This window comes from Mariprofundus sp. NF, assembly GCF_013387455.1.
In the GTDB taxonomy this organism is placed as follows: domain Bacteria; phylum Pseudomonadota; class Zetaproteobacteria; order Mariprofundales; family Mariprofundaceae; genus Mariprofundus.
Map to the genome: position 1 here is coordinate 347551 of NZ_VWNC01000001.1, position 20375 is coordinate 367925.

The 20375-nt window shown below is 51.8% G+C and carries 15 protein-coding genes; 5 read left to right on the forward strand and 10 right to left on the reverse strand.

Annotation, left to right across the window (positions count from 1 at the left end):
- Positions 1-10: 10 nt before the first annotated feature.
- The 6 genes from F3F96_RS01675 to hflD all read right to left on the reverse strand — a co-directional run bounded on the left by F3F96_RS01675 (position 11) and on the right by hflD (position 4526).
- Positions 11-1528 carry a SulP family inorganic anion transporter gene (locus tag F3F96_RS01675; RefSeq protein ID WP_176961511.1) on the reverse strand — a complete coding sequence of 506 codons (1518 nt, stop codon included), beginning with the start codon at positions 1526-1528 and terminating at the stop codon, positions 11-13.
- A 142-nt stretch (positions 1529-1670) separates the two neighbouring features.
- Positions 1671-2327, reverse strand: coding sequence for an OmpA family protein (locus F3F96_RS01680; protein ID WP_176961512.1), 657 nt, complete (start codon positions 2325-2327; stop codon positions 1671-1673).
- Positions 2324-2578 (reverse strand): hypothetical protein, encoded by a 255-nt coding sequence (locus F3F96_RS01685; RefSeq protein ID WP_176961513.1) that lies wholly within the window; start codon positions 2576-2578, stop codon positions 2324-2326. The genes F3F96_RS01680 and F3F96_RS01685 overlap by 4 nt, the downstream gene beginning before the upstream one ends.
- A 185-nt stretch (positions 2579-2763) precedes the next feature.
- A complete protein-coding gene (locus F3F96_RS01690) occupies positions 2764-3420 on the reverse strand; it encodes an OmpA family protein (RefSeq protein WP_176961514.1) in 657 nt (218 codons plus the stop codon).
- Positions 3417-3611: a hypothetical protein gene (locus tag F3F96_RS01695; protein WP_241697585.1), complete on the reverse strand. Its 195-nt coding sequence runs from the start codon at positions 3609-3611 to the stop codon at positions 3417-3419. Before F3F96_RS01695 ends, F3F96_RS01690 begins: the two co-directional genes overlap by 4 nt.
- A gap of 243 nt (positions 3612-3854) precedes the next feature.
- Positions 3855-4526 (reverse strand): high frequency lysogenization protein HflD, encoded by a 672-nt coding sequence (hflD, locus tag F3F96_RS01700; RefSeq protein ID WP_176961516.1) that lies wholly within the window; start codon positions 4524-4526, stop codon positions 3855-3857.
- Positions 4527-4565: 39 nt separating this feature from the next.
- Between hflD and F3F96_RS01705 the strand changes: the two genes are divergently transcribed.
- Positions 4566-5366, forward strand: coding sequence for a ferritin-like domain-containing protein (locus F3F96_RS01705; RefSeq protein ID WP_176961517.1), 801 nt, complete (start codon positions 4566-4568; stop codon positions 5364-5366).
- Between the two features lie 25 nt (positions 5367-5391).
- Here the strand turns inward: F3F96_RS01705 and F3F96_RS01710 are convergent, their stop codons facing one another.
- The gene (locus tag F3F96_RS01710; protein ID WP_176961518.1) at positions 5392-8397 is read right to left on the reverse strand and encodes a PAS domain S-box protein; all 3006 of its coding nucleotides are present in this window, start codon (positions 8395-8397) and stop codon (positions 5392-5394) included.
- 153 nt (positions 8398-8550) lie between these two features.
- Between F3F96_RS01710 and F3F96_RS01715 the strand changes: the two genes are divergently transcribed.
- The gene (locus F3F96_RS01715) at positions 8551-9792 is read left to right on the forward strand and encodes a DUF1015 domain-containing protein (protein WP_176961519.1); all 1242 of its coding nucleotides are present in this window, start codon (positions 8551-8553) and stop codon (positions 9790-9792) included.
- A gap of 242 nt (positions 9793-10034) precedes the next feature.
- Positions 10035-12446: a CBS domain-containing protein gene (locus F3F96_RS01720; RefSeq protein ID WP_176961520.1), complete on the forward strand. Its 2412-nt coding sequence runs from the start codon at positions 10035-10037 to the stop codon at positions 12444-12446.
- Between the two features lie 22 nt (positions 12447-12468).
- Here the strand turns inward: F3F96_RS01720 and serB are convergent, their stop codons facing one another.
- The 3 genes from serB to F3F96_RS01735 all read right to left on the reverse strand — a co-directional run bounded on the left by serB (position 12469) and on the right by F3F96_RS01735 (position 17677).
- Entirely contained in the window at positions 12469-13557 is a 1089-nt protein-coding gene (serB, locus tag F3F96_RS01725; RefSeq protein ID WP_241697586.1) for a phosphoserine phosphatase SerB, read from the reverse strand.
- A gap of 34 nt (positions 13558-13591) precedes the next feature.
- On the reverse strand, positions 13592-16957 hold the full coding sequence (gene mfd, locus F3F96_RS01730) for a transcription-repair coupling factor (protein ID WP_176961521.1): 3366 nt from the start codon (positions 16955-16957) through the stop codon (positions 13592-13594).
- 75 nt (positions 16958-17032) lie between these two features.
- Positions 17033-17677: a response regulator gene (locus F3F96_RS01735; RefSeq protein ID WP_176961522.1), complete on the reverse strand. Its 645-nt coding sequence runs from the start codon at positions 17675-17677 to the stop codon at positions 17033-17035.
- 168 nt (positions 17678-17845) lie between these two features.
- Between F3F96_RS01735 and mgtE the strand changes: the two genes are divergently transcribed.
- Together mgtE and trxB are read left to right on the forward strand one after the other, a co-directional pair.
- A complete protein-coding gene (gene mgtE, locus F3F96_RS01740) occupies positions 17846-19207 on the forward strand; it encodes a magnesium transporter (protein WP_176961523.1) in 1362 nt (453 codons plus the stop codon).
- Between the two features lie 219 nt (positions 19208-19426).
- Positions 19427-20362 (forward strand): thioredoxin-disulfide reductase, encoded by a 936-nt coding sequence (gene trxB / locus F3F96_RS01745; RefSeq protein WP_176961524.1) that lies wholly within the window; start codon positions 19427-19429, stop codon positions 20360-20362.
- Positions 20363-20375 lie beyond the last annotated feature (13 nt).

Here is a 20375-nt window from a genome sequence, read left to right on the forward strand (position 1 = left end):
CCTTACTTTCTTAAGCCAGCTTATCATCAGCTACGTGGTAGTGCGGATCTTCCTTGATATTCACTTCCACCAGATCACCGGCATTTTCCAGTAGTGCTTTGCACTCAATACTCAGATGACGCAGATGCAGGGTTTTGCCTGCCTTGGTGTACTTGTCTGCCAGATTATCAATGGTTTCGATCGCTGAGTGATCCGCCACGCGTGAGTGGGCGAAATCGATAATCACATCATCCGGATCATTTTTGATATCGAACAGCTCATTAAAGCGGTGTACCGATGCGAAGAAGAGTGGGCCGTGTACGACATAGACCTTGCTGCCGTTCTCATCAATGCTGTTATCTGCATAAACATGACGCGCCTGTTTCCAGGCAAATACCAGAGCTGTGGCAATCACACCAACCACCACGGCAATGGCCAGATCCGTAGCGACGGTTACAGCCGCAACGAGAATAACAACAAAAGAGTCTTCGCGTGGCACTTTATTCAGCATATTAAAGCTGCCCCACTCAAAGGTGCCGATCACGACCATAAACATGATACCAACCAGCGCTGCGACCGGAATCATCTCGATCAGTGGTGAAGCAAACAGGATAAAGCTGAGCAGGAAGAGGGCGGCGGCAATACCCGAGAGATTACGCAGGCCACCGGAGGAGATGTTGATCATGCTCTGGCCGATCATCGCACATCCTCCCATGCCACCGAAGAAACCGGTGACGATATTGGAGGTGCCCTGACCGATGCAGACACGGTTGCCCTGTCCTCGCGTGTCGGTCATCTCATCAATTACACTCATGGTCAGTAGTGATTCGATCAGGCCAATGGCAGCGAGAATAATGGCGTAGGGGAAGATGATCTGCAGGGTTTCAAAATTCAGTGGAATCTCAGGGATATGGAATGGAGGGAAGCCGCCACCGATACTGGCGATATCACCTACAGATTTGGTATCAAGACCACCGAGAATCACAATGGCAGAGATGGCAACAATAGCAGCAAGACCGGAGGGGATAGCACGGGTAAGTTTAGGCAGGAAATGCATGATCAGCATGGTTAGCAGGACCAGCCCGCCCATAATATAGAGTGGTGTGCCACTCATCCATGAGCCATCTTCAACCTGGAACTGTTGCAGCTGGGCCAGGAAAATCACGATAGCCAGACCATTAACGAAACCGAGCAGCACAGGGTAGGGCACCATGCGGATGAACTTGCCCAGTTTGAGCAGGCCCGCACCAATCTGAATGAAGCCCATCAACACAACGGTAGCAAAGAGATATTCAATACCGTGCTGGGCAACCAGTGCCACCATCACCACAGCCAGTGCACCTGTTGCACCGGAGATCATGCCGGGGCGACCGCCGATCAGTGAGGTGATCAGACCAACCATAAATGCCGCATAGAGACCAACCAGAGGATGTACGCCAGCTACAAAAGCAAAAGCAACGGCTTCAGGAACCAGTGCAAGGGCAACGGTGAGGCCTGAAAGTATATCGTCTTTGGCTTTGGCGGCGTGATCATAATAGAGCTGAAACATGGGGTACTCCTGTTGGGGGCGGCACTCTAAAGGAGGGGCAGCGGAGTGCAAGGTGGCTTCCGGTCAGCAAAAACTATGCGAATAAAAAAATACGGGCCGCCATAGGCGACCCGTATCGGGGTGATACAGAGCTTGAACTGTTTTAGTTCAAGACGCGAAGTTCAACACGACGGTTTGCTGTGCGCCCTTCTTTGGTAGCATTGCTAACGATAGGCTGTGATTCACCATAACCTTTCGAGGTCAGTCTGCTGGCACTGACACCGTGGGTTCCCAGATAGTTCATCACGCTGGCAGCACGACGATCAGAGAGAGCCTGATTGTACTCATTGCTACCGGAGCTATCGGTATGGGCTGCGACTTCCACCTTGATGCTGGAGCGACGCTGCAGTGTTTTGACTGCGTTATCGAGAATGGCAGTAGCTGCCGGAGTCAGCCTTGCACTGTCATGTGGGAACTGAATGCCGGAAAGCTTGATGATCTCAGGCATGCATTTTCCCTTGGATGCCGCTTTGGCCGCTTTGGCTTTTGCAACAGCCCGTGCAACCAGCATCGCCTCCTCTTCGGCATGCTCGCCTGCATCATAGTTGCCAGTCTCTTCGAGTTCATGGCCAGCCCAGTAGAGAGAGGCAACGGCCTGAGCCTGAAGTTTCGGTGCACAGCGCTCTGCACCTGCGGCTTTAGCATCGGCAATGGCTGCTTTGGCTTCTGACAGTTCGTCGAAACCAATATTGATGTTGCTGTAACCGGCACATGCGGCGAGTGAGAGAGAAGCGGTTAGTGTTATCATGCGTTTAATCATTTGGCACCTCCAGCCTGAGCGGCGTGGCTCTCTGCCATTCTGATAAATTCGAGTGCGGCAGTGACATCGTGCTGGCCTTTCTCTTCAATGGCAACATTGGCCAGTTCGCGAGCCAGATGTGCATGGTAGCTGTTGTTGCCTTCCAGCTGTGCTGAAATGTGATTTGCCCTCTCATCAATGGTTGAAAACATACCAGCGCTGGCCGGCAGGCTGAAAGCAAACAGTGTTAATAAAAGTAAAGTAATCCTCATAGATACGCCTCCTGTGTAAGCTAATTCTAAGTATAGCAGAAATTTCAACAGTCGAAAGGCAGGGAAAATATGGGATTGTTGCTGTCAGCCTTAGTAGAGCGATAAAGGTGCCGGAATGCGGACAAAAAAATACGGGCCACACAAGTGCGGCCCGTATCGAGATCACCTCTTATAAAAGAGGCTGCTTAGTTCATCACACGAAGTTCAACACGTCTGTTCTGTGCTTCACCGGCACGTGTGCTCTCATCTGCGATCAGCTGAGTTTCACCATACCCTTTCGAGGTCAGGCGATCTGCAGCGATACCGTGAGAAACCAGATAATCCATCACGCTTGCAGCCCGGCTCTTGGAGAGTGAGAGATTGTATGCAGCAGCGCCACGGCTACTGGTATGTGCAGCCACTTCTACATTGATATCCGCACGCCGTTTCAGTGTTGCCACCGCACCATCAAGGATAGCGATAGACTCAGCAGTCAGATCAGCACTGTTATTGGCAAAATTAACACCGGAGAGTTTGATGATTTCAACCACTTTTGGTGCTGGTTTCGGTGCACAGTTGGTTTTGGCCTGAGCTTTGGCTGCATTGGCTTTAGAGATAGTCCGTTCAGTCAGTTCAGCCTCCTCAGTGGCGTGTCCGCCCTCCTGGATCTCATGGGCTGCCCAGTAGAGTGAGGCAACGGCTTGTGCCTGCAGCTTCGGTGCACAGCGTTCAGCACCGGCAGCTTTTGAGGCCGCTACTGCTGCTCTGGCTTCTGACAGTTCATCAATATCGATATTGCTGTGTCCACCTGCACATGCGGCAAGTGAGAGGGCAGCAGTTGCTACTATCATGCGTTTAATCATTTTGAACCTCCGGCCTGTGCTGCGTGATCTTCAGCCATTCTGATAAATTCGAGTGCGGCAGTCACATCGTGCTGTCCTTTCTCTTCGACAGCCACATTGGCCAGCTCACGCGCCAGATGTGCGTGGTAGCTGTTGTTCCCTTCCAGTTGTGCTGAGATTTGATTTGCCCTGTCACTGATTGTTGAAAACATGCCAGCATTGGCTGGCAGGCTAAAAGCAAATAACGTAAATAAAAGTAAAGTGATCCTCATTCGTACGCCTCCGTTCTATAGTTATGCAAAACTCTGCAGCGATAAGCATTGATAGGTGTGCATATCAAAAGCCCAGGCTACATTGTGCTGTATAGTGCGAACTTTAGATGCAAATAGCAAAAGCGGCGTGTGAACTATTTCACACATCGATGGTCAGGGCCGTTGCGTTAGTGTGAACAGCTCCTAATCGAGGCTGATACTCTTTTGCAGAAGTTCCAGTTCACGCAGAATCGCTTTTCTTCTCAACAGCAGCGTCAGATGGCCACCGCCGTTAGAACGCCAAAGATGGGCAGCACGCAGGCCTGCCATCAACAGTGTTCTGACGCGCCGTGTATTCTCACTTTGACTGAGATGTTCACTTTTGCCACGCACAATAATGCGTGGTTTCATGGTGCTGATGGTCTCTCCGTAGAGATCAGCAATGGCGGCGCAGACACTGGGATGCACGGCACTACCGAAATAGTGTTTTTGTTTATCGATGCGGGCCATGCCTTCGCCCAACTTGCTACGCATCTTATGATCTTTGTTCAGGCGCTGCTCAATAGTGAGAAGACCGGCACTGTAGCTCATCAGGGCTTTGGTCTGCGGCATGGACTTGCCCTGCAGGATTTCACGGCTGATGCGGATGCCGGTAGAGAGCTGCTTTATTCCGCCGTAGACTTCAGCTGGTGAGTCATTAGCCGAAGGGTCGTTGAAAATACTTTCAATCAATGCTCTGCTATCCTCGGCATCAGCCAGCCCTTTGCGGGCAATCGAATCGACCAGATAGACTGCCTGTGTGAGCGCGGCAAGGGCAATCGCCCGCCGCTGTAGAGGCGTAACCTGAGTGCTATTGGATGGTGAAGATGCGGTCATGGCCGACATGCTGGTGTTAGAGAGGGAGATGCTCAAGCGATGAATGAACTTAGAGACGGTGCGCGTCAGGCCCTGTTGATCAATGATGTGGATAAGAAGCTTGCCGCGGTGCGCGAGCTGAATCGACTGTGGCTGCAGGGGGGGCTCGCGTTGGACCCTGCGTGGACTCCTGAGCCGATCAGAAAACCGGGCAGACCCGAGTTTCCCGAACTGGTCAAAGCCAGTCGGGTGAAACGTCGCGGTTTCGGTACAGCCGAGGGGCGGGCAACCCTGATGCATGCCGTTGCCCATATTGAATTTAACGCCATCAATCTGGCGCTTGATGCGGTGCAGCGCTTTTCAGACATGCCAAAGGAGTATTATACCGATTGGCTGCGCGTGGCCCATGAAGAGGCCTACCACTTCGAGTTGATTCGCGGGCATATGCGTCACCTGGGGGCAGAGTATGGTGATTATGTTGCTCATGGTGGTTTGTGGGAGATGTGCGAGAAGACCGAATATGATGTGCTGGTGCGTATGGCGCTGGTGCCGCGTGTGCTGGAGGCCAGAGGGCTTGATGTGACGCCGGGTATTCAGGAGAAGCTGACCCAGGCTGGTGATAATAATGCGGTGAGTCTGCTTGATATTATTCTGCGTGATGAGATCGGCCATGTGGCCATTGGCAATCGCTGGTATCACTATCTCTGCAAGCAACGTGGTATTGATGCGGTACCGTTTTTTCTGGAGCTGCTGGATAAGCACTATCCCAAAGGTCTGTTTGGCCCTTACAATATCGATGCACGGGAACGCGCCGGTTTTACGCAAAACGAGATAGCGCTGCTGACAAGTTCACTGGGGTGAACAGCTTTTACACCTTTCTTCTGCCTCAGCTCAGTTTTTGGCTTACCAGTCGGGCCAAATCAAATACTTCATAAGGTTTGGTCAGTACGGTTTCAACATCGGCCATGCCGTGTGCCTCCAGCACCTTGGATCGGTCATATCCAGTGGTAAAGATACACTGGATGGACGGGGCAACTTTACGAATCTCCAGCAGTGCCTCGACACCGCCAAGTTCAGGCATCACCACATCGAGAATCAGCAGTTTAATTTCATGGCGGTGGGCAAGGAAGGTATCAACTGCTTCGCGGCCATTGGTGGCAGTGATGATGTTGTACTTCATATCCTCGAGAATCTCGCGCACAGTGCTGAGCAGTGCACTATCATCATCGACCAGAAGAATCGTCTCCCCTTTACCATCCATGATTTCAGCATCATAAAGGGCAGAGCAACTGGTCTCTTCCACGTTGCTTCCAATCAGTGGCAGGTAGATGTCAAAACTGGTGCCTTTACCTTTACGTGAATTGATCTCGATAAAACCACCATGTGATTGCACTGCGCCATAGACCATGGAGAGCCCAAGGCCTGTACCCTGGCCTACTGCTTTGGTGGTGAAGAAGGGTTCAAACACATGTTCAAGATTTTCACTGTCGATGCCAGAACCGTTATCTGTAACAGAGATCAGGGCAAAGTCGCTGATCTCTGTGTCCGGGTGTCTCTCATAAAAACTCTGGTCTGCGACAAATTTCTTCAGGGCGATTGATATGACAGGTTTCTCCACGCCTGCAAGCGCATCGCGTGCGTTATTGACCAGATTAAACAGCATCTGCTGCAGCTGATTGGCATCAGCCTGGATATACAACTCCTCCTCTTTGATGGCTAAATTGAGGGTGATGTTTTCAGGTATGGAGACCTCATGCAGCTTGGCACTCTCTTTGATAAATGAGGGTAGATAGATCTGCTGCATAGAGATTACGCTGCGGCGAGAAAAAGCCATCAGTTGTTGAATCATCTCCGATGCTCTAATGGCAAGTGTCTCAACACTCTCAACTTTGCTTATCACATTGGTTTGACCCTGGACTCTTTTTTTAATCAGATAGAGGTTACCGATAATGCCTGCCAGTGTGTTGTTGAAATCATGGGCAATGCCTCCCACCAGCGTTCCGATCGCCTCCATCTTCTGGGCCTGCTGAAAGCGCTCCTCCAACTCCTCATACTCCTGCAGGTTCTGTTGCAGTCCGATAAAGTGGGTGATGTTGTTGTTCTCATCAAAGATCGGTGAGATGTTGAGTATGGCCGGAAAAACAGAGCCATCCTTGCGCCGGTCAACAATCCTGCCCTGCCAGTTTTCGCCAGCTTTGATGGTTCTCCACATCTCTTGATAGAAGCGACGATTCTGTTCACCACTGTTGAGGATTCTGGGGTTTTGGCCAATGATCTCATCGGACTGGTAGCCGGTGATGTCGCAGAAAGCGGGATTCACATATTCGATGGTGCCTTCGCTATCGGTGATGATGATTGATTCACCGGCCTGCTCAATAGCCTGAGAGAGCTTGCGTATCTTTTCAGAGGCCTTTTTCTGCTCGCTCAGATCACGAATAAAAGCGATAAACTCATGTTTCTCATTGGCTTTGGCGGCTGAGATGGATATCTCGATGGGAAACTCATGGCCATCGAAGTGCTGGGCCACGGTCTCGACACGCTTGCCAAGTATGGGTGCCTCTTCACTCTCAAGATAACGGGCGATACCTCTTCTATGCATATCGCGAAAGCGCTCGGGGATGATGATGTTGGTAATATCTTTTCCAATGACGGCATCATGGGGGTAGCCAAAGGTTTTTTCAGCGGCTCTGTTGAAAGTAAGAATACGGTTCTCCACATCGATGATGATGACACTGTCCATCGCCATCTTCACCGCCTCATTCATTCGTCCCTCTGCAACACGGGAGCTCATTTCAGCCTGTTTTCTGCTGCTTATCGCTTTGGCAAGCAGTATCGAGATGATAGCCACCAGAAGTAGCGCAATGGCTGCCCATAGGGTGATGATAGTTCTGCTACTTGCCAGCAAGGCATCAAGCTCTTGGTTTGAGTTGAAGGCGATGATCTTCAAGTCAAGATCGTGTTGATCTCCGGCAAGCACAAAGTCGGGCCGGATTTTTGCCAGAGGGGACACTGTTGTGAAGCAGTAGATACCATGATCCAGTTCTAGGTGGCCACGATCTTTTCTGCTGATTGTTTGCCACGCCTCTGCATGGTCACGCTGGAACCTGATCTCTTTTTTATCCGCAAACATGAACCCCCACTCAAGGCCATGCGGGTTACTGTGTAGCCAGTAGCCATCACTGTTCACAAGATGCGAGAGGCCCGGATTATCATCATGAATATTGATGAAGTGCTCGAGCATCTGCTGGCCAAGATAGTTGCCAACAATAAATCCAAGACGTTTGCCATGGCTGCTGACCACCGGTGTAACAAATCGAATCATCGGTTTATTGGGGCTCTCCACTTTGCCCTTCTCTACATTAAGATCAAATGGAGAGATGTAGAGCTCACCCGCTTTGAGATTCAGGCTTCGGGTAAAATAGTAGCGATCTTTTTTTGATTGGAGTTTATCCCGAGTTACAATGGATGCATTAGTGCCATCAAAATTGATACGAATGCGCTCCATGCCACTGTTATCGATAAACCGGATCTGGTCATATATTTGTTTCGTCTGTGTAAAGTTCTTCAGTTCCATGCTGGCCTGTTGCAGGTGGTCAGCATCCATCTCTTCAAATGCTTCTTTAAGCTCACTCTCACTGGCAAGGAATAGGATATCAGAGGTAATCATAGAGAAATCCTGAATGATGGCCTCGCGTTGCAGTTTGATCATGTTCTGGTTCTGTTCGACCTTCAGTGCAATCTGTCCTTTGGATTCAACAGCGAAGATGGCATAGGCAACAACGCCGATGATCAGTGCAAATGGCAGAAAAGTGGCGAAAAAATACTCTTTGAATGCCCAGGATTCGGGCAAAGTGGAGTGGCTGGAGCTGTTGGCTCTTTGAGAGTCGGTCATGGCGTTCAAAGGGAAGCATAATCGGTGCCAAGAACGCATGAAGCCAGTCTGTTTTTCGATGCTCGCCACTTGCCGATCTGTGGCGATGAGAGGAGCATTGGTGAACTGATCTAGCGATGGGCTGTTGAGCCCCATCTGCCCTCTGGAGTTTTTATGTCTCTGATTCGTCCCTTTGCCGGTTTAAGACCCGCTGCTGAATGTGCTGAAGCGGTGGTGGCACCACCCTATGATGTGCTCAACAGCAGTGAGGCGAGAGAGCAGGCGGCAGGCAAGCCGTGGAGTTTTCTGCATGTATCCAAGGCGGAGATTGATCTTCCTGAGGATACCGATCCCTTCGATGCATCTGTCTACGCAAAATCGGCAGAAAACTTTAACCGTATGCTGGCCGAAAACGTGCTCATTCAGGATGAGGCACCGTGCTATTACGCTTACCGACTGAAGATGGGTGACCACGTTCAGACAGGCATTGCCGCTGCCGCATCTGTGGATGCTTATGATGCAGGGCGTATCAAGAAACATGAGTTTACCCGTCCTGTTAAAGAGGATGATCGGGTACGTCAGGTTGATGCCTTGAGTGCGCAGACCGGCCCGGTATTTTTAGTCTATCGCGCCAATGCAGTTGTCGATGGCATTCTTGCTGATGTTGCAAATAGGACACCTGATATGGATGTCACAGCCGATAGCGGTGTGCAGCATACACTCTGGGTGATCCGTGATGCCGATAAGATTGCAGCCATCAGTGCGGCATTTGAGGCTATGGATGCACTTTATGTTGCCGATGGTCACCATCGCTCTGCTGCTGCCTCACGTGTAGCAGCTGCTCGCAAAGCCGCCAATGCCGGCCACACTGGTGATGAGACCTACAACTACTTTCTCTCTGTGATCTTCCCGCATGATCAGATGTATATCCTCGACTACAACCGTGTGATTCGTGACCTGAATGGACTAGATGCCAACAGGCTGGTTGCCAGAATCGGGGAGTCCTTCGATATCGAAATGGCCGATGAGCCGGTTCACCCGCAGAGAGCGAACAGCTTCGGCATGTATCTGGATGGTTCGTGGTATGCACTGACCATACGGGATGAGTTGATCCCTCAGGATGATCCGGTAGCCCGTCTGGATGTATCTCTGCTTGCCAATAATCTGATCGAGCCGCTATTGGGCATCTCCGACCCGCGCCGTGATCCACGTATCGATTTTGTCGGTGGAATCCGTGGACTGTCCGAGCTTGAGAAGCGGGTCGATTCCGGTGAGATGGCGGTTGCCTTCTCAATGTTTGCCACCTCTATGGATGATCTGATGGCGGTAGCCGATTCCGGTGAAGTGATGCCTCCAAAATCGACATGGTTTGAACCGAAACTGGCTGACGGTGTGGTTTCCCACCTGTTGGATTAAGAGTCCAGCGTCTATTGTTGATCGGGCAAATGTTTTTCAAATATTGAATGGTTATTGGCCATAAAATCCTTAAATATTTTAAGTGGTTAGGCGCACATGACTTGACTTTATCTGCTGTGTTGACAATGATCATTTCTGAATCATCACGTTAAAAGGCAGATGTTGCAGGCTGCCTGTTCTTCAGAAGGCCGGTTTTAAGTTGAAGAACCTGGAAGTTACATGCCAAACACCAGGAGTTATGGATGACCATTCAACTTGTTGGAAACATCATGAGCAGGGAAGTCATAACGGCACATGCCGATATGAGGCTTTCCGAGATCCTTACCCTTCTCTCAGAGCATAATATCAGTTTTGTCGTACTCAGAGAGGGCAGCAAACCTGTTGGTGTGATTACCGAACGTGATATCGTACATTTAACTGCTGAAAATCTTGATACATCACGTCTGACTGCCCGTGATGTGATGAGTAGTCCGGTCGTGGTATCCAGCGGCTGTGAAGTGGATATCGCTGAGGCCTATCATCGCCTGAAACTGCAGAATAAGCGGCATCTGGTTATCGTCACCGAATCAGGTGATATCCTGGGTGTTGTGACACTTAGCGATTTTATCAAACATCTCGGCGTAGAAGCATTTATTGAACATAAACCGCTGAATCATGTTTTGACTTCCAGCCCGACGACCGTTGAACCTGGTACGACAGCACTGCAGGCGATCAGGCTAATGGACGAACAGAAAATCAGCTGCATCATTATTGCAGAGCAGGGCAAGCCGGTTGGCATTCTTACCGAACGTGATGTGGCGCGAATCAGTACAGCAGGCTTAACAGATTTGCATGTTGTGACGATTGGTGAGTTGATGACCCAGCCTGTTGTTGTGGCACATGCGTATATGAATACATCCGATGCCTCAAAACTTATGCGCAGTAAAAACATAAGACATCTGATTGTTGTTGATGATGATGGATTGATTGTTGGTGTGGTCACTGAAACAAACATCGTCAGAGGTATGGAAGGTCGTTATGTCCAGAGTTTAGTGGAGCTTCTGGATGAGAAAGAAGCTGAACTGCGCATCATTAATGAGGAGCTTGAGGCGCGTGTAAAGGAGCGGACCAAAGCGCTGTCTCGGGAGATCAAAGCGCATAAGGCGATTCAGAGCGCGATGCATAAGCTCACACAAGCGCTGGAGCAGGCTGGTGAGGCGGTACTGATTACCGACCGGGATGGTTGCATTGAGTATGTGAATGAGGCTTTTGTAGAGACCACAGGTTATACACTGCAAGAGGTGCAGGGTAAAAACCCGAGTTTGCTTCAGTCGGGCCGTCAGGATAAGGCGTTTTATGAACTTATGTGGCGATCGATTGTTGAGCATGGTGTCTGGAAAGGGGTGGTCTGGAACAGAAGGAAAAGTGGTGATATCTATCCGGAGCAGTTGCATATTCGTTCGATCAGGGGAGAAGATAACCGCGTCATCAACTATGTAGGCACATTTTCAGACATCACTGAGAAGATGGCCATGGAGGCTGAGTACAGACATGCCCAGCGTATTGAAGCTGTTGGTGCGCTGGTGGGTGGCGTTGCCCATAACTTTAATAATATTCTCGCCGGTCTCGGAGGTAATCTCTATCTGGCCATGCAGAAGGCAGAAACCTCCCCTGAGCTCCTCTCCTATCTCAGGTCTATAGAGGATCTGACCGATCAGGCTTCAGAGATGGTTCGCCAGCTTTTAACCTTTGCGCGCAAAGAGGTGACAGAGAAAAAGAGTATTGCACTCACGCCTCTGATGCGGGAGACCCTGAAAACCTCGCGCATGGGGGTGCCGGAGAGTATCCAGCTATCCGGTGATTTCTGTGATGAGTCACTGAGTATGTTTGGTGATGCAACACAGCTGCAGCAGGTGTTGATGAATATGATCAATAATGCCCGCGATGCCATTGGTGACAGAGATACCCGAACCATTGCAGTGGCGCTTAAAAGGATTGATGCCGATGATGCCCTGTTAAGCAGGCATGAGAAGTTAAGAGAGAGGCAACTGGCTTGCCTTACTATCGAAGATAGCGGCGAAGGTATTGCAGAGGATGTTCTGGAACACGTTTTTGAACCCTTCTACTCGACAAAAGAGGTGGGCAAAGGAACTGGTCTGGGGCTATCGATGTCCAAAGGTTCTATTGAGTCGCATGGCGGAGTGATCGAAGTGGAGTCGACACCCGGCAAAGGAACACGATTTGCGATTTACCTTCCTCTGCTGGCTAACAGCCCTGCTATGGAGGGTTCGCAAAGCACGGAGACTCTGCAGGGCGACGGCCAGTTGATCCTGCTGGTTGATGATGATCCGGTTGTGCTTGATAGTGCAAAAGGTGTTCTTGAGATTCTTGGTTATCGTGTGCTTTCGGCGGACGATGGTGAGCAGGCTTTTGATCTGTTCCTGGAACATCTTCAGGATCTGGCGCTGATTATGACCGATGTTGTGATGCCGAATATGGGAGGCCATGAGCTGGCCCAGAAGGTGCGGCAACACTCCGCAGTGCCGATCATATTTATGACAGGTTACGATTACGAACAGAAGATTCATGGCAGTGATGCACTGATGGCGACCATCTCCAAACCCTTTAATGTGCAAAAGCTAAGTCTGGTGCTTTCCGACTTTCTTAACGGCTAATCAGAATAGTTTTGGGTCTGTGTTAGAGCAGATCGAGAGCCCGGTCCAGGCCGCCGTAGGAGAGGGCGTAGGGGGCCAGTTCGCGCACACGCGGTTTGGCGTGAAAGGCGATACCCATGCCTGCCACCTCAATCATCTGCAGATCGTTGGCGCCATCACCGATGGCAATGGTTTGAGTCATCGGAATGTTCCACTCTTTGGCCTTATTCAGCAGGGCTTCGCGTTTACTTCTGGCATCGACGATTTCACCGATAAAACCACCGGTCAGTTTGCCATCAACAATCTCCAGTTGATTGCCCTGTGAGAAATCCAGTCCGAGTTTCTCTTCAAAGTAGTCGGTGAAGAAGGTGAAGCCGCCGGAAACCAGACCGGTCTTCCAGCCGTGTGCCTGTAGCCCTTTGATCAGCGCTTCAGCACCGTCGGTAAGAACAATACGTTCATCCAGTACACGCTGCAGCACAGATGCATCCAACCCTTTGAGCAGTTTGACGCGCTCAGTGAAGGAGGCGACAAAATCGAGTTTACCCTCCATCGAGAGCTGGGTGATGGCGGCGACCTGCTCCTTGATACCCATAAAATCGGCGATCTCATCGATACATTCGTTCTGAATCAGCGTGGAGTCCATATCCATCAGCAGCAGACCGGGCTCGGCAAGGTTGGGGGAGGGTTTCAGTGCAGTGACCGCGATATCCACCTTCAGTCTCTCGGAGAGCGGGCGCAGGCGCGTGGTCATGGTTGTAGCATCTGCACTACCGGTCAGCAGCATGCGGCAGTGGCCGGGTTGTGTGCTGACCTGCAACACACCGATACGCTCAAGCATCAGCGATTCACAAATCTCCTTGAATGCGCTGAAATCATCACAGCCGAAGATGTGGGCATTCATGTGCGCTGCATCCAGTTCCGACTGCCAGATATCCAGCCGTTTTCCCTCTTGCAGATTGATCTGCATCTGAACTGCTTCAAGTGTCGCACAGCCATAGTGTTCGCGCAGGCGATAGGCGTCATGGGTGCTGCAGAGTAGAAGACGTCCACCACCGGGGGTTGCAAATAGCGGTGAGTTAACCGGGATCGGCAATTCATAGTCTGGTGGTAGCAGGAAATTACTCAGCATGGCAGGGCTCCTGAGGTGATAGAGGGAATGAGCATTACGATGCTGAACTATTCAGCAGGGAATCGAGAAAGGCAATGCAGCCTTTAAGGCGTTGACGAATCTCCGATTCACGCAGTAGCAGCGTGAGATTGCCATCCGGTGTAAGACGGAAACGGTTGGGCTCAGCCTGTACACGCATCAGAAGATCAACCGGTTCAATCGGAGAGTTGGCAGTGAAGTTGAGGCGGATGCCCTGATTCGAGGCACGGAGCGATGCCAGTGCCAGAGCTTGCGAACGCCAGCGGATACGGGCTGTTTCCAGACAGTATTTTGCTTCATCGGGCATGCGACCGAAGCGGTCGGTCATCTCTTCAAAGAGCATGCTGATCTGGTTGTCATCAACAGCACGGTAGATGCGACGATAGAGATTCAACCGCTCGCCCGGTTGCGGCACATAATTCGGAGGCAGGATGGCATTCACACCAAGATGCATGTCGGTTGGCTGAACCGGCTTTTTAGCTTGTCCACGTGCTTCAGAGACCGCTTCGCTGAGCATCTCCATATACATATCCAGTCCGATCTCTTCGATCTTACCGCTCTGTTCCGCACCCAGCAGATTACCTGCACCGCGAATCTCCATATCCTGACGGGCCAGCAGGAAGCCGGCGCCCAGTTCGGTATGCTCGGCAATGGCCTGCAGTCGTTCACGGGCATCGGCGGTCATAGCGCGGGCATCCGGGGTGAAGAGATAGGCATAGGCCTGACGATGGCTACGCCCAACGCGGCCACGGATCTGGTGCAGTTGCGAGAGCCCGAGCAGGTCGGCGCGTTCAATAATCAGGGTGTTGGCATTGGGCACATCCAATCCGGACTCGACAATCGTGGTGCAGACCAGAATGTGCAGGCGCCCTTCGTAGAAGGCCATCATCTGGCGATCGAGTTCAGCCGGACTCATCTGGCCGTGAGCGATGCCAATCTCAGCCTCGGGAATATCTTCACGCAGGCGTGCGGTGATGCGTTCGATGCTCTTAACATGGTTGTGCAGATAGTAGACCTGCCCACCACGATAGAGTTCACGCCGGATCGCCTCATTGGCAATATGGGCATCAAAGCTGGATACCATGGTGCGGATCGCTTCGCGCTCAGCCGGTGGTGTGCTGATAATCGAAACCTGACGCAGGCCCGAAAGGGTCTGATGCAGGGTGCGCGGAATTGGCGTAGCGGTAAGGGTGAGCAGATCAACAGCGGTGTTGAGAGCTTTGAGCTTCTGCTTGTGTTTTACACCGAAACGCTGCTCTTCATCAACAATCACCATGCCGAGATCAGCAAACTCAAACTGCTCGGAGAGCAGACGATGGGTACCGACCAGCAGGCGAACTTCACCACTGCTAATACCCTGTCGGATACGATCGACCTCTTTTTTACCCTGCAGGCGGGAGATCATCTCTACCTTCAGACAGGTACCGGAAAAGCGTTCGCTGAAGCTGGAGAAGTGCTGGTTGGCCAGTACAGTGGTCGGGGCAAGGATCGCCACCTGACGTCCTGATTGGGCAACGACAAAAGCAGCGCGCATGGCCACCTCTGTTTTGCCAAAACCGACATCACCACAGACAACACGATCCATTGGCCGGTCCAGTGCCAGATCAGCCAGCACCGCATCAATCGCTTCGGCCTGATCATCGGTCTCCTCAAAGGGGAAACGGGTGACAAACTCTTCAAAGGCATCAAACAGTTCGCCCTTAAGCTCGATTGCCGGACGTCTCGCACCGGTTCGCTCTGCTTCTACTTCGATCAGCTCATGGGCCATCGCCAGTAGATCGCGCTCTACACGTTCACGGGTGCGCTTCCACTTTTCTGAGCCCAGCGTATTGAGTTTGGGTGACTCTTCGCCGGTATAACGGTGCAGGCGGGAGAGCTCTTCAACCGGTACAAAGACGTGTGAACCGGAGGCGTATTCGATTTTGATGAAGTCAGCCAGCTCATCGGCATCTCCCATCGTTTCAAGTCCCTGATAGCGTCCGACACCGTGATCCTCATGCACAACCGGGTCTCCGACTCGCAATTCTGCAAGAGAGTTGAAGATATCTGCACGCAATACCGTGGTGCCATGACTACGTTTGCGTGGCAGGCGCTGGCCGAGTAGTTCGCGGCCGGTGAGCAGCAGTAGTTTTTTATCAGGCAGGGCAAAACCGCTATCGAGATACCCGATGCAGCTGCTCAATTTTTGCTGTTTGCTGACCTGCTGCGGATGCATCTCGGCAATGGGGAGATGCAGTCCGGCACACGCTTCAAGCATGCGCTCCTGCTGACCCAGACCATGGGCAATCAGACTGATCGACCAGCCTGCATTGATGCGTTCGGCTAATGCCTCCTGAAGTGCATGCAGCGGCTGCCTGCGATCACTGAAGTCGGTAATGGATGGTGCTGTCTCAATCGCTTTGCCATGCAGGGTTTTGCAGCGGGTGGCTGTATCAACGGCATAGAGCTCCTGCGGAGAGATGCTCGGTTCGGCACTGGCTTTGACCATCTCAAACTGGGCGCGTACCTGTCCGGCAAATGCAATTTGCTGCTGTTCAAGCCCTTCGGCAGCATAGATCGCTGTCGCTTTTGGCAGGTAATCAAGCAGCCGGGCGGTATGCGGATAGGCCAGTGGCAGCAGCGCCTCAATGCCGGGATGAGGGCGACCGACCATGGCTGCGGAGAGCATCGGGTGTTTGCGCAGTTGCGGGAATCGTGCCCTGAATGCCGATGCGAAGGTCTCCTGCCCGGCTTTGTCGAGGATCACTTCACGTACAGGTACCGAGGTGAAACGATCAAGTTCTTCACCACTGCGCTGGGTTTCAGGATCGAAGCGGCGAATCGATTCAATCTCATCACCAAACAGATCGATGCGCAGCGGGGTGGTCTCGGTGGCAGGCCATACATCGAACAAGCCGCCTCGGGCGGCAAACTCGCCCGCCGCCAGCACGCGTTCGGAGGCGATCATGCCCGCTTCACTCAAGCGTGATTTAAGTATGCTGATATCAAAGGGGGCTCCGACCTCCAGTTTCCAGACTTGGGAAGCTACGGTTTCCGGTGGTGCGATACGCTGCAGCCAGGCGGGTAGGGCTGTAAGCACCAGACCATTGGCATTGGGCGTGTTAAGTAGTCGACCAAGCGTTGCGAAGCGTTGTCCAACGATGGCGTGGTGCGGCGACACACGATCATAGGGCAGTACTTCCCAGGCAGGGAATCGCCACAGCAGTTCGGGCTCATCCTGCAGGAAAAAGGCAATCTCTTCAGCCAGCTGCCGGTAGCTGCGCAGATCGGGGCAGATCCAGACAGAGAGTTTGCCGCTGCGAGCAAGCGTGGCCAGTTGCCATGCCAGACCTGTCATTGCTGATGATCTGGCCGGGATTTTATCTTGACTGCTCTCATTCATCGGGCGCGCATCCTGCCGGAAAGTGGCTGGATCATCTACGTACTTAAATAGTTTATAAGGCTGCTGAGATACGCATTAACGAGGAGAGATTTTATCTCTTGCCTGCTTGATGATCCGGGTCATCTCTTCGGTCGATTCGAGGATGTCTTCAACACCTTTTGTAACATTGTCCGGCAATTCGCTCATGAGCAGAAGGTCGCCTGCCATCATGATGCCGGTCAATGCATTATTGAGATCGTGAGAGAGTTTGGAGCAGAACTGATCGCGACTACTCTCAGTCTGAGCCAGTTTAAGTTTTCCATCAGCGATGGCGGAGAGCAGTCCCCGTTTCTCCTGATGAATGGATAACTGCTCCAGCGCATTGACTATGCGTGCCTTGAACAGTGTCGCATTAAACGGTTTGAGAAGGAAATCATCGGCACCGGCTTTGATGAAGGAAGCGATAGCATTGAGATCATCTGTACCGGAGATCATCACAATGGCTGTTTTATTGAGCCTCTGATCCTCCCTGACTGTTTCGATGATCTCCATACTGTTGGAGCCCGGCATCATAATATCAAGCAGAATTAGATCGGGTCTCTGCTGTTCGATCATGGTTAGCGCATCACTGCTGCTGGCGGCGGAGATAGCTTCAAAGCCCAGCGCCCGAACCAGCTTTTCGAGAATATTGCGGATGATATCCTCATCATCAACGATAAGAATCAGGGGTGTTCTGCTCATCTATTCAGTCCAGTGATACGCACTACGTAAACGTAGGCAATCTGATGAGCTTTGTACATATGCTTTTAACCGGGCTGTATGAATAAATGACCATTTCAAGGCTACTGGCAGTGGTGTAGCCTTGCGCTGTTCGCTAGTCCCTGTAAACAGATACTGAGGAGGAGTGCAGTGCATAACCATGATGACAGTCAGGAACTGCTAAGCAGCAAGGAAGCACTGCATCTCGCCAAGTGGGATGAGTCACGACTTGAAGAGCTGTTGTCGACGATGCACGGCTCGGAACTCGGTGAGCTTCTGCTTGCCTGCCGCAAGGATAGTGAACGTCATACCCTGATTGAATATATTCCCGATGAGATGCTGGGTGAGGTGCTGCTCGAACTGCCGGAAGGTATGCAGGAGGATCTGCTTGCCGATTACAAGGCCGGTGAAGTTGAGGATTTTGTAGCCCATCTCGATTCCGATGATGCAGCCGATATTCTGCAGGCGGTGGATAAAGAGGTGGCCGATGAGGTCATTGAACATCTGGAGCCGGCAGAGCGACGCGAAATCGAACAACTCATGATCCATGATGAGGAGTCTGCCGGTGGTCTGATGCAGGCTGAGCTCTTCAAGGTGCGTGATGACTGGTCGGTCGAGAAGGTACTGCAGGTGCTGCGCCGCTTTGGCAGGGAGATCGAAAACCTTAACTACGTCTATGTTGTCGATGATGATGATCTTCTGGTCGGAGTCCTGTCACTGCACGAGCTGCTGTTTTCCGAACCGGATGTGATTGTTGCATCGGTTGCCAAAGCAGATTTTCCACGTGCTTTTGCCGGACAGGATCAGGAAGATGTGGCGCACATCTTTGAAAAATATGATGTGCTGGCACTGCCGGTTGTTGATGAGCGGGGCGTGCTTGTCGGCCGCATTACCGCCGATGATGTGATCGATGTGATTCAGGAAGAAGCAACCGAGGATATGTTTAGACTGGCAGCACTTTCGGATGATGACGACCTGGCTGAACCGGTCGGCATTACTGCGCGCAGGCGTGGTGTCTGGCTGGCTGTGAATCTGATGACCGCCATTGCCGCTTCCTTTGTCATTGCTCAGTTTGAGGCGACCATTGCGCAGATTGTGGCGCTGGCCGTGTTGATGCCGATTGTTGCCAGCATGGGCGGCATTGCCGGCACCCAGACATTGACGGTGATTGTACGCGGTATTGCGCTTGGAAGGGTTACCTTTGCCAATTCACGCCGTACGCTGATCAAAGAGGTGTCGGTCGGTTTGGTTTCCGGCATTACCTTTGCCGTAGTGATCGGCACCATTGCCTCATTCTGGTTTCCTGATCTGGGTATCAGACTGGGCTGGATTATTGCTGCGGCGATGATGATCAATCTGTTTGCCGCCGGTCTTGCCGGTTCAATGATTCCTCTTACTCTGCAACGGCTGAATATTGACCCGGCACTGGCATCAGGCACGATTCTGACTACGGTGACCGATGTCGTCGGTTTCTTCTCGTTCCTCGGCCTGGCAACCCTTTTCCTTATCTGAGGATTGCACCGCCAAGGGCGCAAAGGTTCGCAAAGGAAAATCAATATTATATAGCAGTTGGCGACAGATCAGCCTCGGTGTCCGCTTTGTCATTCGCCGTTGAATGCCCCTTTCAAATACTTTGCGCTCTTTGGGCCCTTGCGGAAAATGATTTTCTGTCATTGCGATTCGGGGGGGCTGCGCTAGGTTTCATCATCGATTTTTTCTGCGGAGTTTTTCATGTCTGATTCTGTTCACCATCATTTGATCATTCTTGGTTCCGGCCCTGCGGGTTATTCGGCTGCAATCTATGCCGCCCGTGCCAACCTGAACCCTGTTGTTATTCAGGGGCAGCAGGCCGGTGGTCAGCTGACCACGACGACCGATGTGGATAACTATCCGGGTTATAAGGATGGCGTGCAGGGTCCTGAGATGATGGAAGATTTCAAAGCTCAGGCTGAGCGTTTCGGCACTGAGATCATCTGGGACCATATCAATGAGACCGATCTCTCCAAACCTCCGTTCACACTTAAAGGTGATGACGGCACCTACACCTGTGATGCACTGATCATCGCGACAGGCGCTTCGGCTCAGTATCTGGGGCTGCCGAGTGAAGAGGCCTTTGCAGGACGGGGTGTTTCTGCCTGTGCCACCTGTGATGGTTTCTTCTATCGCGGTAAAAATGTAGCTGTGGTCGGTGGTGGTGATACTGCTGTGGAAGAGGCGCTCTATCTGGCCAATCTCTGCAATAAAGTCACATTGATCCATCGTCGTGATGAGCTGCGTGCTGAGAAAATTATGCAGGATAAGCTGCTAGCAACTGAGAATATTGATGTGGCATGGTGCAGTACGACCGATGAGATCCTCGGTGATGATTCAGGCGTGACCGGTATTCGCCTGAAATCAACTATTGATGGCACCACCCGTGAACTGGATGTGCATGGTGTCTTTATCGCCATTGGTCACAAGCCCAACACAGGCTTCCTTGGCGGGCAGCTGGAGATGGATGCAACCGGCTACCTGAAAACCCGCGGCAAGAGCACAGCCACTTCGGTCGAAGGCGTGTTTGCTGCAGGCGACGTAGCCGATCCGGTTTATCGTCAGGCAGTGACCAGTGCCGGTGAAGGCTGTAAAGCAGCACTTGATGTAGAACGCTGGTTCGCTTCTCAGGAGTAACAGCAACAATGAT

Bases quoted from the DNA above. Each gene is read 5' to 3' on its own strand.
- F3F96_RS01735 (WP_176961522.1), bottom strand. From the start codon at position 17,677: ATGAGCAGAACACCCCTGATTCTTATCGTTGATGATGAGGATATCATC.
- F3F96_RS01685 (WP_176961513.1), bottom strand. From the start codon at position 2,578: ATGAGGATTACTTTACTTTTATTAACACTGTTTGCTTTCAGCCTGCCG.
- hflD (WP_176961516.1), bottom strand. From the start codon at position 4,526: ATGACCGCATCTTCACCATCCAATAGCACTCAGGTTACGCCTCTACAG.
- F3F96_RS01710 (WP_176961518.1), bottom strand. From the start codon at position 8,397: ATGACCGACTCTCAAAGAGCCAACAGCTCCAGCCACTCCACTTTGCCC.
- F3F96_RS01715 (WP_176961519.1), top strand. From the start codon at position 8,551: ATGTCTCTGATTCGTCCCTTTGCCGGTTTAAGACCCGCTGCTGAATGT.
- mfd (WP_176961521.1), bottom strand. From the start codon at position 16,957: ATGAATGAGAGCAGTCAAGATAAAATCCCGGCCAGATCATCAGCAATG.
- F3F96_RS01675 (WP_176961511.1), bottom strand. From the start codon at position 1,528: ATGTTTCAGCTCTATTATGATCACGCCGCCAAAGCCAAAGACGATATA.
- F3F96_RS01705 (WP_176961517.1), top strand. From the start codon at position 4,566: ATGAATGAACTTAGAGACGGTGCGCGTCAGGCCCTGTTGATCAATGAT.
- F3F96_RS01690 (WP_176961514.1), bottom strand. From the start codon at position 3,420: ATGATTAAACGCATGATAGTAGCAACTGCTGCCCTCTCACTTGCCGCA.
- F3F96_RS01720 (WP_176961520.1), top strand. From the start codon at position 10,035: ATGACCATTCAACTTGTTGGAAACATCATGAGCAGGGAAGTCATAACG.
- F3F96_RS01695 (WP_241697585.1), bottom strand. From the start codon at position 3,611: ATGTTTTCAACAATCAGTGACAGGGCAAATCAAATCTCAGCACAACTG.
- F3F96_RS01680 (WP_176961512.1), bottom strand. From the start codon at position 2,327: ATGATTAAACGCATGATAACACTAACCGCTTCTCTCTCACTCGCCGCA.
- trxB (WP_176961524.1), top strand. From the start codon at position 19,427: ATGTCTGATTCTGTTCACCATCATTTGATCATTCTTGGTTCCGGCCCT.
- serB (WP_241697586.1), bottom strand. From the start codon at position 13,557: ATGCTGAGTAATTTCCTGCTACCACCAGACTATGAATTGCCGATCCCG.